The sequence below is a fragment of the Paucibacter sp. B51 genome (genome assembly GCF_027863535.1).
Classification (GTDB): domain Bacteria; phylum Pseudomonadota; class Gammaproteobacteria; order Burkholderiales; family Burkholderiaceae_C; genus Paucibacter_A; species Paucibacter_A aquatilis.
Map to the genome: position 1 here is coordinate 369163 of NZ_JAPIVN010000001.1, position 14446 is coordinate 383608.

Annotated in this window: 9 protein-coding genes; 5 read left to right on the forward strand and 4 right to left on the reverse strand. The window is 67.8% G+C overall.

The window, feature by feature from the left end; all coding sequences use genetic code 11:
* Positions 1-3: 3 nt before the first annotated feature.
* The 3 genes from OOB33_RS01485 to OOB33_RS01495 form a co-directional block, all read right to left on the reverse strand.
* The gene (locus OOB33_RS01485; RefSeq protein ID WP_271007371.1) at positions 4-2178 is read right to left on the reverse strand and encodes a putative bifunctional diguanylate cyclase/phosphodiesterase; all 2175 of its coding nucleotides are present in this window, start codon (positions 2176-2178) and stop codon (positions 4-6) included.
* 151 nt (positions 2179-2329) lie between these two features.
* Positions 2330-3271 carry a glucosamine inositolphosphorylceramide transferase family protein gene (locus tag OOB33_RS01490; RefSeq protein WP_271007372.1) on the reverse strand — a complete coding sequence of 314 codons (942 nt, stop codon included), beginning with the start codon at positions 3269-3271 and terminating at the stop codon, positions 2330-2332.
* The gene (locus OOB33_RS01495) at positions 3264-4364 is read right to left on the reverse strand and encodes a glycosyltransferase (protein ID WP_165794675.1); all 1101 of its coding nucleotides are present in this window, start codon (positions 4362-4364) and stop codon (positions 3264-3266) included. Before OOB33_RS01495 ends, OOB33_RS01490 begins: the two co-directional genes overlap by 8 nt.
* 329 nt (positions 4365-4693) lie before the next feature.
* On the opposite strand from OOB33_RS01495, the gene OOB33_RS01500 reads away from it, so the two are divergent.
* From OOB33_RS01500 to gtfA, 5 genes are all read left to right on the forward strand, one after another.
* Complete coding sequence (locus OOB33_RS01500; protein ID WP_333780308.1) at positions 4694-5815, forward strand: LacI family DNA-binding transcriptional regulator; 1122 nt, start codon at positions 4694-4696, stop codon at positions 5813-5815.
* 221 nt (positions 5816-6036) lie between these two features.
* A complete protein-coding gene (locus OOB33_RS01505) occupies positions 6037-8346 on the forward strand; it encodes a TonB-dependent receptor (RefSeq protein WP_271007373.1) in 2310 nt (769 codons plus the stop codon).
* Positions 8347-8359: 13 nt separating this feature from the next.
* A complete protein-coding gene (locus OOB33_RS01510; protein ID WP_271007374.1) occupies positions 8360-9379 on the forward strand; it encodes a PfkB family carbohydrate kinase in 1020 nt (339 codons plus the stop codon).
* The gene (locus tag OOB33_RS01515) at positions 9376-10707 is read left to right on the forward strand and encodes an MFS transporter (RefSeq protein WP_271007375.1); all 1332 of its coding nucleotides are present in this window, start codon (positions 9376-9378) and stop codon (positions 10705-10707) included. The genes OOB33_RS01510 and OOB33_RS01515 overlap by 4 nt, the downstream gene beginning before the upstream one ends.
* On the forward strand, positions 10704-12197 hold the full coding sequence (gene gtfA, locus OOB33_RS01520) for a sucrose phosphorylase (protein WP_271007376.1): 1494 nt from the start codon (positions 10704-10706) through the stop codon (positions 12195-12197). Before OOB33_RS01515 ends, gtfA begins: the two co-directional genes overlap by 4 nt.
* Positions 12198-12790: 593 nt before the next feature.
* Here the strand turns inward: gtfA and OOB33_RS01525 are convergent.
* Positions 12791-14338 carry a methyl-accepting chemotaxis protein gene (locus OOB33_RS01525; RefSeq protein ID WP_271007377.1) on the reverse strand — a complete coding sequence of 516 codons (1548 nt, stop codon included), beginning with the start codon at positions 14336-14338 and terminating at the stop codon, positions 12791-12793.
* Positions 14339-14446: the final 108 nt, after the last annotated feature.

Consider the following 14446-nt stretch of genomic DNA (forward strand, 5'->3'; position numbering starts at 1 on the left):
TGATCAGCGCCGCGCGGCCAGCCAGTCCTGCAGCTCGGCCGGCGGCATGGGCCGGCCGAAGCAATAGCCCTGAGCCTCCTCGCAGCCGAGCTCGATCAGGATCTGGCGCTGGCCCTCGGTCTCCACGCCCTCGGCCACCACGGCCAGGCCCAGGGCCCGGCCGATGCCCAGCACGGCGCTGGCCAGAGCGCGGTCGTCGGCATCGGTTTCCAGATCGCGCACAAAGCTGCGATCCAGCTTGAGCTCGCTGACAGGCAGGCGCTTGAGGTAGCTGAGGCTGGAGTAGCCGGTGCCGAAATCATCGAGCGAGAGCCGCACGCCCATGGCGAAGAGCTTGGCCAGCTGCCCGGCGGTGCGCGGGTCGTGATCCAGCAGCAGGCGCTCGGTCACCTCCAATGTCAGCTGCTCGGGCCGCAGGCCGTGGCGCGCCAGCAGCGAAGCCACATGCGCGGCCACATCGTCCTGCTGGAAGCGGGTGGGCGAGACATTGACCGAGACCGCGCGGATGGCCACGCCCTGCTCGCGCCAGCGGGCCAGCTGCTCGCAGGCGGCCTCCAGCACCCAGGCGTCCAGCGCATTGACCAGGCCGCATTCCTCGGCCACCGGGATGAACTTGTCCGGTGGCACCGCGCCACGCTGCGGATCGGTCCAGCGCAACAAGGCCTCGGCACCGACCACGGCACGGTCGCTCAAGCGCAGCTTGGGCTGGTAATGCAGGCGCAGGGCCTGGGTGGACAGGGCCTGGCGCAGCGCCCCCTCCAAGGCCACGCGCTCATCCAGGGCCTGGTTCATGGCCGGCAGGAAGAAGCGCGCGCAGTTGCGGCCGGCGCGCTTGGCCTCGTACATGGCGATGTCGGCGTTCTTGAACAGCAGCTCGGGGTCCTGGCCGTCCTCGGGGAAGCAGCTGATGCCGATGCTGGCACTGATCAGCAAGGGCGCCTGATTGGGCAGTTGCAGGGGCGGCTGCAAGGCGGCCAGCAGCTTGTCAGCCACCTGCATGGCCTGGCTGCCGCTGCAGCCGGGCAGCCAGGCGACGAACTCATCGCCGCCGAAGCGGGCCAGGGTGTCGGCTTCGCGCAGGCAGGCCTGCAAGCGGGCCGCGACCTGGCGCAGCACCTCGTCGCCCGTCGCGTGGCCAAAGCTGTCGTTGACGGTCTTGAAGCGGTCCAGGTCCAGCAGCAGGAGCGCGGCCGGGCTGCCGCTGAGCATGGCCACCGGCAGGGCCTGGCCCAGGCGGTCGTGGAAGAGGCTGCGATTGGGCAGGCCGGTGACGCCGTCGAAATAGGCCAGGCGCTCGATCTGGCGCAGATGCTCGTCGTGCTTGAGCGCGACGCTGCAGAGCTGGGCGCAGGCCTCGACCATGCGCCGGTGGAAGGGCGCCACCTCGCGCGACTCGCGGTAGTAGAGCGCAAAGGTCGCGGCCACACGCGTGCCGTCGAGCAGGATGGGCGTGGACCAGCACGCCCCCAAGCCCACCGACAAGGCCAGGCCTTTGTAATCGGCCCAGAGCGGGTCCTCGGCGATGTCGCGCACCTCAACGGCCTGCTTGCGCCAGGCCGCCGTGCCGCAGGAGCCCACGGCCGGGCCGATGGGCAGGCCGTCCAGCGCATTGCTGTAGCTGGACGGCAGGCTGGGCGCAGCCAAGGGGCGCAGCCGCCCCTGGGCATCGACCGCCAGCACCGAGCAGATCACATCCGGCGCCAGCGACTCGACACGCCGGCACAGCAGATCCATCACCACAGGCAACGGCCGCCCCAGGGCCACGGCCTCCAGCACCTGGCGCTGCAGGATGGCCACGCTTTCGCGCTCACCCCGCTCGTCCATGGGGCGCAGGGCCAGCAGGGTCAGGACGCCGGGCACAGCCCCGGCCTGCGCCGGCTCCTGGCCCTGGGCCTGGACTTGCAACTCATAACTTGCCAAGCCACCGGCAGCCAGGCGCAGCTGGGCATGAAAGCTCTCGCGCTGGGCGCCGCGGCTGGGGTCGAGCAAGGCTTGCCAGCAGCTGTTCAGAATGTCGGGAAAACAGTCCGCCAGCCGATCGGCCGGCACGGCGCGCTCGAGGAAGAAACGGTTGGCGTGGCGGATGCAGCCCTGGCCATCGACCCAGACCAGGCCCATGAAGGCGTGGTCGAGAGAGGCACAGAGGGCTTGGGCGTCGAGCGACGCGAGTCGGGTCAAGGTTTGCACTTCAGCCTGCTCGCTCCGGGTAAGACTGCAGGCCATGGTACGCCGCCCACCGGCGCAGGGCTAACTTGCAGGCATGCCACAGCGGCACGGTGTGGCTTTCTCGCGGCGCCAGCGCCGGTGGCGCCGTGGTTCCGCCCTCAGATCAGACGAAGGGCGGCAGTGGTGCCGGACGGCCGATCAGGCGGCGGGCTCGGCGCTTCAAATCCAGCCATTGCTTGGCCCGCGAGTGGTCGAAGCGCTTGACATCGATCAGGGTCAGGTCTTGACAGGCGGACAGGGTGTGCAAGCCGTCTGCATGATCGGCGCGCGCGAGGGCACCATGCAGATGCAGCCCGGTGGGGGCGCAGTGCACGCGGTCCAGGCCCAACTGCTCGAAGCGCAGCATGCGGGTGGCGCCGCCATAGGTGCGCGAGCTGTCCTGCACCGGCAGCATCACCGCGCCATCGGCGGCGTGGAAGGGCCGGCCCGCCGGGCGCGCGCCGCTGCGGTCGACGCGGATGGGGTTGCCGGCATGGAGCTTCCAGGGCCCGGTCAGCGCCGGGGCATGGGCCAGATGCAGCTCGCGCTGGTCGCGCGCGCCCGGCCCCACCAGGGAGAAGAACATCCACCAACGGCCCTGGTGCTCGATCAGCGAGGCATCGGCCACGGGCAGATCGCTGAGCAGGGCACATTCGCGCTGCCAGTGGTTCAGGCTGTCGTCGCCGCAGTACAGGGCCACCTCACCGGCCTGGGCACTCTCGGGCACCATGAACGTGGCACCTTCATGCTCAAAGACCTGGGGGTAGGACAGATGAAAAGGCCGGGCCAGCACGGTACGCCGGCTGCGCCACTGCAGATCGGCCGCGCCCAGCTCGTGGCGCTCGATCACGGCGTGCTTGGTCCGGTAGTCGAAGGCCTCGACGAAGACATGCAGGGTGTCACCACGACGCAGGCCAAAGGGATCGGCCAGATAGCGCCAGGGCCCGGCCGAAGGCAGCCAGGTGATGGCACCGGCCAGGGCCTGCAAACGGGTGGCGTCGAGCGCCTCAATCGGTGCCGGCACGATGCCGACCTGCCAGAAATCGGTGCGCGGCCGCTTAAACATGGGCCGCGCCGCTCCGCAGACGCGGCTGCATTCGCGGCGCCTTGGCACGGCGGCTGAGCACATCGCGGTAGAAAGCGATCACACGGGCCACAGCCTGCGGGCGCTGGTAGGCCTGCAGGCAATACTCGACCCGCTGGCGGTCCACGGCCTGGCCGGGCAGCGCGCGCAAGGCCTCGATCCGTTCACGCAGCGCGCGGCCCAGGGCCACAACATCGTTCACTGGCACCAGGGTGGCCGGCTGCTGAGCCAGCATCTCCGAAGGGCCTTGAGTCGCCGTGGCCAGAATGGGCAGGCCGACGCGCATCGCCTCCAGGATGGCGAGCGGGAAAGCCTCTTCACGCGAGGGTGACACGAACAGATCCATGGACTGCAAGGCCTGTTCAACATCGGCGCGGTAACCCAGCAAATGGATGCGGGCATCACCGCCGCGCAGGCGCTGCAAGGCCTCCAGGTCCTTGCCTTCGCCGAGGATGGCCAGAGCGGCATCGGCCGGCGCGTGGTCGCGGAAGGCCTGGATCAGCAAGTCCATGCCCTTGCTCGGATGCAGGCGCCCGACCGAGCCGACCAGGGGCTGGTCGGGGCGCAAGCCCAGCTCGCGGCGCAGGCACAGCGACAGGGGCGCGGGCGCACGCTCGGGCGCCCAGTTGTGGATCACGCTGACCGCGCCGTCGAAGGCCGGCAGCTGCTGGGCCTGCGTGCGGTTGACGCAGATCAGGCCGTCCTGGCGGGCATGGTGATGGGCTTTGTAGCCGACATGCAGGGTGGCCACACGGGCCGCGCCGCGCACTGCGGCCACCGCCTTGCAGGCCGGGCCCAGGTGGCCGTGGCAGACATCGGCGCCCAGGCGACGGGCCAGACGGCGCACGCGGCAAGCACGCAAGAGCGGCAGGGCCAGGCCATGGAACTGGATGCCGGGGCCCAGCTCGCCGGCCACGGCCGAACCGCGGCTGCCGATCACGTGCACCCGGTGTCCGAGCGCGGCCTGGGCTTGGGCCAGATCGATGCAATGGCGTTCGCCGCCGGCGATGCGCGAAGAAAACACCACGTGAACGATGGTGAGCGCGGGGCTGGAAGCAGGGCTGGCGAGCGACATATCCGGGGCCTCAGAGCTGGGCGATAGGTGTATCAAATTGAAACCGCAGCAAATCTTAACAATGCTTAACATTGCAATTCCACCGTACAGACCCCGTGTTTGCTGGGGTTGGGGCGAAAGGCGCAGCGGGTGGAACGCCCGGGCGCGGCGGACAGGACGGCGGCCCGCCGAACGGCGCGATCTGCGCCCACAACAGAAGCGCAGCTCGCATCGGCCTTGCTTTTCGGACCCACAGGCGATGCTTCGCGTGGCCGCCGGCCCTGGCGGATGGCTGCGCAGCTCGCCCCGATCCCGCAGGGCCCACGGGGGCTGCGGCACAATCCCGGCCCATGTCCAAGCGCTCCTTGCCTTCGGCCTCACCGGCTTCGCCGCCGGCCGAGGCTGCCGCTGAATCTCCCGCCGCCAGCCCGGCGCCGCGCACCGCCGCCGCGGGCGGTCTGGCCGAACAACGCCGCCTGCAAATGGCCGACATCGCCCGCCTGGCCGGGGTGTCGGTGTCCACCGTGTCGCGCGCGCTGAGCGGCAGCAAGCTGGTCAATGCCGAGACGCGCCAGCGCGTGGCCGAGCTGGCCCGCTCGCTGAACTATTCGATCAACCTCGGCGCCCAGAACCTGCGCCTGCAGAAGAACCGCACCGTGGCGGTGGTCGTGCCCTTCGAGGCGGCTTCGCGCCAGCACATCTCCGACCCCTTCTTCCTGGCCCTGGTGGGCAGCATTGCCGATGCCCTGACCGACCAGGGCTACGACATGCTGCTCTCGCGCGTGGACGCCGAACACCTGGACCTGGCCGCGCAGTTCTACGACTCGGGCAAGGCCATCGGCGTGATCATGGTGGGCCAGTGGCGCCATCACGACCAGCTCAACGCCCTGGCCGCACGCCATCTGCCCCTGGTGGTCTGGGGTGGAGCGATGCCCCAACAGCTGTACTGCACCGTGGGCGGCGACAACACCGACGGCGGCCTGCAAGCCACCCGCCATCTGCTGCAGTTGGGCCGGCGCCGCATTGCCTTCCTCGGTGACGCTGCCCTGCCCGAGGTCTGGCTGCGCCGCGAGGGCTACCAGCAGGCCTTGCGCGAAGCCGGCCTGCAGGGCGAGCCCGCTCTGGAGCTGGCCCTGCCGTTTGAGCCCGGCGGTGCCCGCACGGCGCTGGAACGCTGGCTGCCGCAAGCGCCGGCCTTTGACGCCGTGGTGGCCTGCAGCGATCTGCTGGCCTTGCAGGCCATCCACACCCTGCGCGCGGCGGGCCGGCGCGTGCCGGAAGACGTGGCAGTGGTCGGTTATGACGACATGCCTCTGGCCGCCTACTGCGACCCGCCGCTGAGCACCGTGCACCAGCCGGTGGCCGAAGCCGGGGCCGAACTCGTGGCCACGCTGATGGCCCAGCTGCGCGGCGAGCGCAGCCCCTCACGCACCCTCGGCGTGAGCCTGATCGTCCGGCGCAGCGCCGCCTGACGATCGATTGCAATAAATTTTGCAAAAACCTTGTTGCTTCAAGGCAGATAGGCGTTTTCCCTTGTTTGCAATCGATTGCAAAAAGTTCCAGAATGGTGCCCAAGAAGACGGCAGTGGTGCACGATGCCCCAAAAGGCAGCAAGCCCGCCAGCGGTCTCGATGTTCCGCGGGTCGCGCCGCCTTCCCTGAGCGTGACCCGCCCCTCCAAGGAGACAGACACCATGCGACAGCACCAGCCCTCGTTCACCACCGCCACCTTCTCTCGCCGAGCCGCGCGCCCGGCCCTGGCCGCCATCACCCTGGCCCTGCTGCAACTGCCAGCCCTGGCCCAGCAAGCGGCCGCGCCCGCCGGCGAGGCCGAAGCGGCTCAGGACAATAAACAGGACAAGCTGAAACTCAACCAGGTGGTGGTGACCGGCAGCTCGGTGCGCACGACCAAGATGAAGCAAAGCCTCTCGGTCAGCTCCATCGACAGCGAACAGATCGCCAAGACCGGCGCCAGCAACGCGGCCGAGCTGCTGCGCAGCGTGCCGGGCCTGCGCTCGGAATCGACCGGCGGCGAAGGCAATGCCAACGTCACCGTGCGCGGTGTGCCGCTGTCGGCCGGCGGCTCGCGCTATGTGCAGATGCAGGAAGACGGCCTGCCCGTGCTGCTCTTCGGTGACATCTCCTTCGGCACCGCCGACCAGTTCCTGCGCGCCGACTACAGCACGGCCCGCCTGGAAGTGGTGCGCGGCGGTTCGGCCTCCACCCTGGCATCCAACTCGCCCGGCGGCCTCATCAACTTCATCAGCAAGACCGGCGCCGGCAAGCCCGCCGGCGCCATCGGCCTGAGCGTGGGCCTGGACGACCGCCTGATGCGCCTCGACGCCGACTACGGCGGCAGCATCGGCAACGGCACCAGCTTCCACATCGGTGGCTTCCAGCGCATCGGCGAAGGCGGCCGGCCAACCGGCATGAATGTGGAGAACGGCGGCCAGATCCGCGCCAAGCTGACGCAGAAGATCGACGCAGGCTATGTGAGCGTCAGCCTCAAGGCCTTGAACGACCGCACGCCCTCCTTCATGCCGGTGCCCGTGACCGTGGACAAGGGCACGATCCGCACCATCTCCGGCATCGACCCGCGCACCGCCTTCTTCATCACCCCCAGCCTGGCCAAGGACACCGGCTACAACAAGGACGGCGGCACCACGACCAGCAACACCCGCGACGGCCTGCGCATCAAGAGCCTGGCCCTGGGCTTCGAGGCCGGCCTGGATCTGGGTAACGGCTTCAGCGTGGAAGAAAAGTTCCGCAAGGCCAGCAACTCGGGCCGTTTCATCGCCCTCTTCCCGGCCGACAACGGCAACAACGGCGCGGCCAACTCCTTCACCGGCACCCTGTTCAACACCTCGCTGGACAACTTCGACAACACCTTCAACGACCTGAAGTTGAGCAAGGTGATGCAGAGCGACGGCGTCAAGACCACCCTGGTCGCCGGCCTGTTCTACGGCGTGCAGAACGTGGCCCAGACCTGGTTCTGGAACCAGTACAAGCTCAGCATGCAGGGCGAGGGCTCGCAGGTGCTGAACGCCGCAGGCCAGCCGGGCACCGGCCCGATCGCCGAAGGCTGGACCACCTGGGGCGGCTGCTGCACCCGCACTTTCGATGTGCAATACACCCAGACCTCGCCCTATGCCGCGGCTGCGGTCGACCTGGGCAGCCTGACACTCGACGGCAGCCTGCGCCGCGATGAGCAAAAGGCCAGCGGCTACACCCTGTCCGGCAACAACACGGCCAAGACCTGGGATGCAGCCAGCCAGAAGACGGTCAACTACAAGGTCGGCCACACCTCCTACTCGCTGGGCGCCAACTACAGCGTGACGCCCAATCTGGCCGGCTTCGCCCGCGTCAGCAACGGCGTGTCCTTCAGCGCCGACCGCCTGCTCTACGGCAATCCGCTGGACGGCTCGGTGCCCATCAGCGTCAACGAGATCGACCAGGTCGAAGGCGGCCTGAAATGGCGCCAGGCCGGCCTGAGCCTGTTCGCCACCGTGTTCAACGCCCGCACGACCGAAAGCAACTTCGAGGTCACCACCCAGAAGTTCAGCGCCAACAAGTACAAGGCCAGCGGCCTGGAACTGGAAGCAGCCTACAGCTGGGGCGACTTCAGCCTGAGCGGCGGCGCCACCTTCACCAGCGCCAAGATCAAGGCCTCGAACGACGCCGCCATCGTCGGCAAGAAGCCGCGCCGTCAGGCCAACTTCGTCTACCAGCTGGCACCGAGCGTGATGCTGGGCCAGATCGAGGTGGGCGCCGCCCTGGTCGGCTCGGGCAAATCCTACGGTGACGATGCCAACACCATCACCATGAAGGGCTACACCCTGGTCAATGCCTTTGTGAATGTGCCCCTGGGTGACAAGGCCCAGCTCTCGCTCTCGGCCAACAATCTGTTCAACACCCTGGCCTACACCGAGATCGAGGGCGATGGCCATGCCGCACGCGCCTTCAACGGCCGCAGCCTGCGCGCCACGCTGAAGTACAACTTCTGATCGCGGCGGCCTCATGCACAAGGAGCTGAACTCCGCCATCCTGCTGGTGGGCGAAGCGCTGGTGGACGAGTTCCACGAGCGCCAGATCGCCGGCGGCGCACCCTTCAATGTGGCGCGCTCGCTGGGGGCCTTGCTGGCCGACGGGGGCGGTGGCTCAGCCCCGGCGTGCCTGGTCAGCCGCATCGGCCATGACGATGCCGGTGGCGCCCTGATCCGCGCCAGCCTGCAACGTTTCGGCCTGGCGACCAAGGCGGTGCAGATCGACCCCACGCATGCGACGGGCCGTGTCACCGTAAGCGAGCAGTTCGCTGCTGACGGCAGCCCGGCCGGCCACAGTTTTCACATCCACACGCCGGCCGCCTGGGACTTCATCGCCGCCGAGCCGGCCTTGGCCGCGCTCGAAGCCTTGCGGCCGCGCTTCTTCTACTTCGGCACCTTGGCGCAGCGTGGCGCGGTCTCGGGCGCCAGCATCCAAGCCCTGGCCGAACGCGCCCGCAGCCTCGGGTGCACACGCTACCTGGACCTGAACCTGCGGGCCGGCACCGACACGCCCGAGCTGGCCGCCGCCTCGCTGGCCCAAGCCGATTGGCTCAAGGTCAATGACGAGGAGTTGGGCCTGCTGCTGCGCTGGTTCGGCCGCGCGGGTGATGCGGCGCTGAACCCGCTGGGCGAGGCCGAGGCCCTGAGCCCCGCCGTGGCGGCGCTGATGCAGCGCTTCGGCCTGCAGCGGCTGATCCTGACCCGCGGCAGCGCGGGCTATGCCGCCTTCGGCGCGGACGGTGGACTGCTGGCGCAGGGGCCAGGCCTGAGCCTGCCACGCATGATCGACACCGTCGGCGCCGGCGATGCCTTCAGCGCCATGCTGCTGGCCGCCCAGCTGAGCGGGCAAGCCCTGGCACACAGCCTGGCTTTGGCCAATGGCTATGCCGCCGCCCTGTGTGGCGAACGCGGCCCCATGCCCGAGGACGACGCCTTCTTCCTGCCCTGGCGGCAGGTCTTGAAGCCCGCAATGACCCAGGGCGAGGCCGCATGAATCTCTCCAGCAAACCCAGACTCAGCTTCTGGCAGATCGTCAACATGAACATCGGATTCTTCGGCATCCAGTTCAGCTTCGGTCTGCAGCAGAGCAATATGAGCCCGATCTACCAGTACCTGGGCGCGGACGAAGCCAGCCTGCCCTTGCTGTGGCTGGCCGGACCCATGACCGGCCTGCTGGTGCAGCCTCTGGTGGGTGCTTTCAGCGACCGCACGGTCAGCCGCTGGGGCCGGCGCACACCCTACTTCCTGATCGGCGCCCTGCTCTGCAGCCTGGGCCTGCTGGCCATGCCCTTCAGCCCGACGCTGTGGTTTGCCGCCGGCCTGCTCTGGATCCTGGATGCCGCCAACAACGTGACCATGGAGCCCTACCGCGCCTACGTCTCGGACCGGCTCGACGCCAGCCAGCATTCCCTGGGCTTCCTGACCCAAAGCGCTTTCACCGGCCTGGCCCAGACCCTGGCCTATCTCGCACCCACCTTGCTGGTCCTGATGGGCATGGACAAAGACGCGCTGGGCAGCAACAACATCCCGCAGATCACCCTGACGGCTTTTCTCATCGGTGCCGTGTTTTCCATCAGCACGGTCTGGTGGTCGGTGCGGAGGGTGCCCGAGTTGCCGCTCAGCGCCGAGGAGCTGGCGCAGATGCGCCGGCAACCGCGCGGCCTGGGCGCGGCGCTGCGCGAGATCTGGAGCGCGCTGCGCGAAATGCCGCGCACCATGCGCCAGCTCTGGTGGATGAAGCTGTTCCAGTGGTACGCCATGATGTGCTACTGGATCTACATCGTGCCGTCCCTGGCGCTGACGCTATTCCAGAGCAGCGACCCGCATTCCGCCGGCTTTCGCGAGGCCGGCCTGGTGAACGGGCAGATCGGCGGCTTCTACAACTTCGTGGCCTTCCTTGCGGCCTTTGCGATGGTGCCCTTCACCCGGCGCTTCGGCCCCAGGCGCGTGCATGCGCTGTGCCTGGTGCTGGCCGGCGCCGGCATGTGGGCCATCCCCGAGATCCAGAACCGCTGGCTGCTGCTGCTGCCCATGCTGGGCGTGGGTCTGGCCTGGGCCAGCATCATGGGCAACCCCTATGTGCTGCTGGCCGGCAGCATCCCGCCCGAACGCGCCGGGGTGTACATGGGCATCTTCAATATGTTCATCGTGATCCCCATGCTGATCCAGATGGTGACGCTGCCGCTGATTTATCACAGCCTGCTGGGCGGCCGGCCGGACCATGTGATCCGTCTGGCCGGCGCTCTGCTGGTCTGCGCCGCGATCGCGATGCTGCGCGTGCAGACCACGCCCCAGCCTTCCCCGTCCGAATTGAAATCATGAAGAACCAAGTCCAACTGATCACCTACGTCGACCGCCTCGGCGGCCGCCTCGACGGCCAGGACCTGCAGCGCCTGCGCCGCCTGCTGGGCCCGGGCGGCGCGCTCGGCGAGGTCTTCGGCGGCGTGCACCTGCTGCCCTTCTTCCATGCCATCGACGGCGCCGACGCCGGCTTCGACCCGATCGACCACACCCAGGTCGACCCGCGACTGGGAAGCTGGAGCGACATCAAGGACCTGACGGCCACCCTCGACGTCATGGGCGATGTGATCGTCAACCATATGTCGAGCAGCTCGCCGCAGTTTCTGGATTACTCGACGCACGGCGACGCCTCGCCCTATGCCGGCCTGTTCCTGACTCTGGATGCGGTCTTTCCGCAGGGCGCCACCGAAGCCGATCTGCTGGCCGTCTACCGGCCGCGCCCCGGCCTGCCGGTGCAGATGGCCACGCTGAAGAACGGCCAGAAAAAGCTGCTCTGGACCACCTTCACCGCCGCCCAGATCGACATCGCCGTGCACCACCCGCAGGGCCGCGCCTACCTGCTGAGCATCCTGCAGACCTTTGCCGAGCAAGGCATTCGCATGGTGCGCCTGGATGCCGTGGGCTATGCCATCAAGAAAGCCGGCGCCAGCTGCTTCATGATGCCGGAGACTTTTGCCTTCATCGACGAGTTTGCGGCACAGGCCCGAGGTCTCGGCATCGAGGTGCTGGTGGAGATCCATGCCTACTACCGGCGCCAGATCGAGATCGCTGCGCGCGTGGACTGGGTTTACGACTTCGCCTTGCCGCCGCTGGTGCTGCATGCCTTCTTCTTCGCCCAATCCGGCCCGCTGCAGCAGTGGATCGAACAGCGCCCCTGCAATGCGCTGACGGTGCTGGACACCCACGACGGCATCGGCATCATCGACATCGGCGCTGACGCCAGCGACCGCGAAGGCCAGCCCGGCCTGGTGCCGCCGGCCGAGCTCGATGCTCTGGTCGAGCGCATCCACAGCAACAGTGGCGGCGCGAGCCGTCAAGCCACCGGCGCTGCCGCCTCCAACCTCGATCTTTACCAGGTCAACTGCACCTTCTACGACGCCCTGGGCCGCGACGATGTGCGCTATCTGCTGGCGCGGGCGCTGCAGTTCTTCCTGCCCGGTGTGCCCCAGGTCTACTACGTCGGCCTGCTGGCCGGCCACAACGACATGGAGCTGCTGGCCCGCAGCGGCGTCGGCCGCGACATCAATCGCCACTACTACGATGAGGCCGAGATTGCCGCAGAGCTGCAGCGCCCCGTGGTGCAGCAGCTAATCCAGCTGATCCGCCTGCGCAACAGCCACCCGGCTTTTGCCGGCGAATTCAGCAGCGAGACCACCAGCCCGCAAGACCTGACCCTGCGCTGGCAAGCCGGCGCCCAGCAGGCCACCCTGCATGTGAACTTCGCCACCCTGGCCCACGAACTGAGCCACACCGACGCCAGCGGCCAGCTGCAAAGCCTGCAGTTCCACTGAGCGCGCCTGCTGGCCCTGGCCCTCGCTTGGTGCAAACGGGGCACGCCTCTGGTGCAGATGCACCGCCGCGAGCAGAGCATGGGTTCGCAGCCGAGATCGGCACATCGCGGAACTGCGCTGTGTTGATCGTTCGCGCTGCGGTGTTTCGGCCCGTCGTGGGGCAGATCGATCGCGATGCAAGCGCCCTGCAGACCGTGCCGCTGCCGGGCGATTTGTGAAGGGCCGAGCAGCACAGCGCCTCGGGGCGCGCGCGTACCCGCGCGCTTCAAGTTCTGACTTGGCGCTTCTGTCTGAACGGAGCGAACGCAGGGAGCGAAGTGAGTTATGCGCCAGCCCCGAGGCGCGAGCAGCGCAGGGAAGTCGGCCCGGCAGGGCCGACCCCGGAACCATGAGCCCGGTGGCGGCAGGGGCTGCAGGGCCTCACGAGCAAAACCAAAGGCGGCTTCGTACCCAAGGCCGTCTTGCCTGGCCCAAAAAAAAGCCCCAGGCACAAAGCCTGAGGCTGGAATCCACCCAGGGGCGGTGGAGGAGACAACTGAAGTTGAAAGAGCTAATGCAGCTTCCGTGCCAACTTTCAGAAGTCACCCACCCCATCACGAAGAAGATTGCAAACGGAAGGAGCCGACAATAGCCTCCAGCTGTTGGGCCTGCTGCTTGAGGCTTTCCGAGGCTGCGGCCGATTCCTCGACCAAGGCCGCGTTCTGCTGCGTGTTGTGATCGAGCTGGGACACGGCGGTGTTGACCTGGGTGATGCCCGCGCTTTGCTCGCGTGTGGCGGTGGAGATCTCGCCCAGCAAGGCGGTCACGTGTCGCACCTGGCCGACCAGGGACTCCATGGTCCGGCCGGCTTCGGCGGCCACTTCCGAGCCGCTCTCGACCTTGCTGACGCTGTCGCCGATCAAGGCCTTGATCTCGCGAGCCGCTTGCGCGCTGCGCTGGGCCAGGATGCGCACCTCGCCAGCCACCACGGCAAAGCCGCGGCCCTGCTCGCCAGCACGTGCGGCTTCCACGGCGGCATTGAGGGCCAGGATGTTGGTCTGGAAGGCGATGCCATCGATCACACCAATGATGTCGGCGATCTTCTTGGAGCTGCCATTGATCTGGTCCATGGTGCTGACCACACGATGCACCGCTTCGCCACTGAGCTCAGCCGTGCGTGAGGCCTGGTGGGCCAGCTCGTTGGCTTGCTGGGCGGTCTCGGCATTGGTCTTCACGGCTGCGGCCATCTCGTCCATCGAGGCGGCGGTTTCCTCCAGCGCGGCCGCCTGCTGCTCGGTGCGGGCGCTGAGGTCGTGGCTGCCCAGCGAAATCTCGCCCGAGGCACCGGACACGGCCACGGCGCTCTCACGGATCTGCTCCACGGTCTGCGACAGCTGGTCTTGCATGCGCTGCATGGCCTGCAGCAATTGCCCCATCTCATCGTCACTCTCGACCGAGATGGGTTCGCTCAAATCGCGCCGGCTGATCTGCGCCGCTACATGCAGGGCTTGACGCAGCGGCCGCATGATGGAAGCAATGATGCGCCAGGCCAGGCCCACGCCGGCCGCCAGGGCCAGGCCGAAAACCCCCATCACCACCCAGATCGACTGGCGGTAGCGCTGCTGGCTGGCCTGGTACTCCTGCTCGGCCACCAGCAACTGCTCGTCCACCAGGGCCGACACGGCATTGGTGAAGGGGTCGATGGCGGGGTACAGCTCCTGGGTGGCGAACTGCTCCAAACCGGCCGTATCGCCGCTCTGCAGCAGCGCACGCAGCTTGAGCGTGGCCGCATCGGCCTTGCCGCGCAGGGGCTGTGCCTCGGCCAGCAGGCGGGCTTCATTGCCTTCGATGCGGGTGGCGGTGTAGGCCGCCCACTGTCGCTGCACCAGCTCCTGGGCCTCATCCACCAGCTTGAGCCCGGTGGCGGCGTCCAGCTGCTTGGCGCGCACCTTGTGGGTGGTGTCGACGATGTTGACGGCGTAGGCGTCGGACACCTGTTTGAGCTGCTTGAGCGGAACGACCCGGTCCGAGTAGACCGTGTCCATGCTGTCATTCATGCGCCCCATGCTCATGAGGCACCAGCCGCCCACCACAGCCAGCAAGGCCATGAGCACAAAAGCCAGCAGAACCAGACGCGACTTGATGCTATTCAACTTCTTCATAGAGCACCCAATTCGTCGCAAAGAAGATCGCGACCGGTGATGCACTTTAAGGTGCCGTTATCTTTTGCGGGCGCGCTTCTGCGCCGACACCACACTCAAATCGGCAAA

Excerpts from the sequence above, each read along its gene's own strand:
- OOB33_RS01515 (WP_271007375.1), top strand. The coding sequence starts at position 9,376 with ATGAATCTCTCCAGCAAACCCAGACTCAGCTTCTGGCAGATCGTCAAC.
- gtfA (WP_271007376.1), top strand. The coding sequence starts at position 10,704 with ATGAAGAACCAAGTCCAACTGATCACCTACGTCGACCGCCTCGGCGGC.
- OOB33_RS01510 (WP_271007374.1), top strand. The coding sequence starts at position 8,360 with ATGCACAAGGAGCTGAACTCCGCCATCCTGCTGGTGGGCGAAGCGCTG.
- OOB33_RS01505 (WP_271007373.1), top strand. The coding sequence starts at position 6,037 with ATGCGACAGCACCAGCCCTCGTTCACCACCGCCACCTTCTCTCGCCGA.
- OOB33_RS01490 (WP_271007372.1), bottom strand. The coding sequence starts at position 3,271 with ATGTTTAAGCGGCCGCGCACCGATTTCTGGCAGGTCGGCATCGTGCCG.
- OOB33_RS01495 (WP_165794675.1), bottom strand. The coding sequence starts at position 4,364 with ATGTCGCTCGCCAGCCCTGCTTCCAGCCCCGCGCTCACCATCGTTCAC.
- OOB33_RS01500 (WP_333780308.1), top strand. The coding sequence starts at position 4,694 with ATGTCCAAGCGCTCCTTGCCTTCGGCCTCACCGGCTTCGCCGCCGGCC.
- OOB33_RS01525 (WP_271007377.1), bottom strand. The coding sequence starts at position 14,338 with ATGAAGAAGTTGAATAGCATCAAGTCGCGTCTGGTTCTGCTGGCTTTT.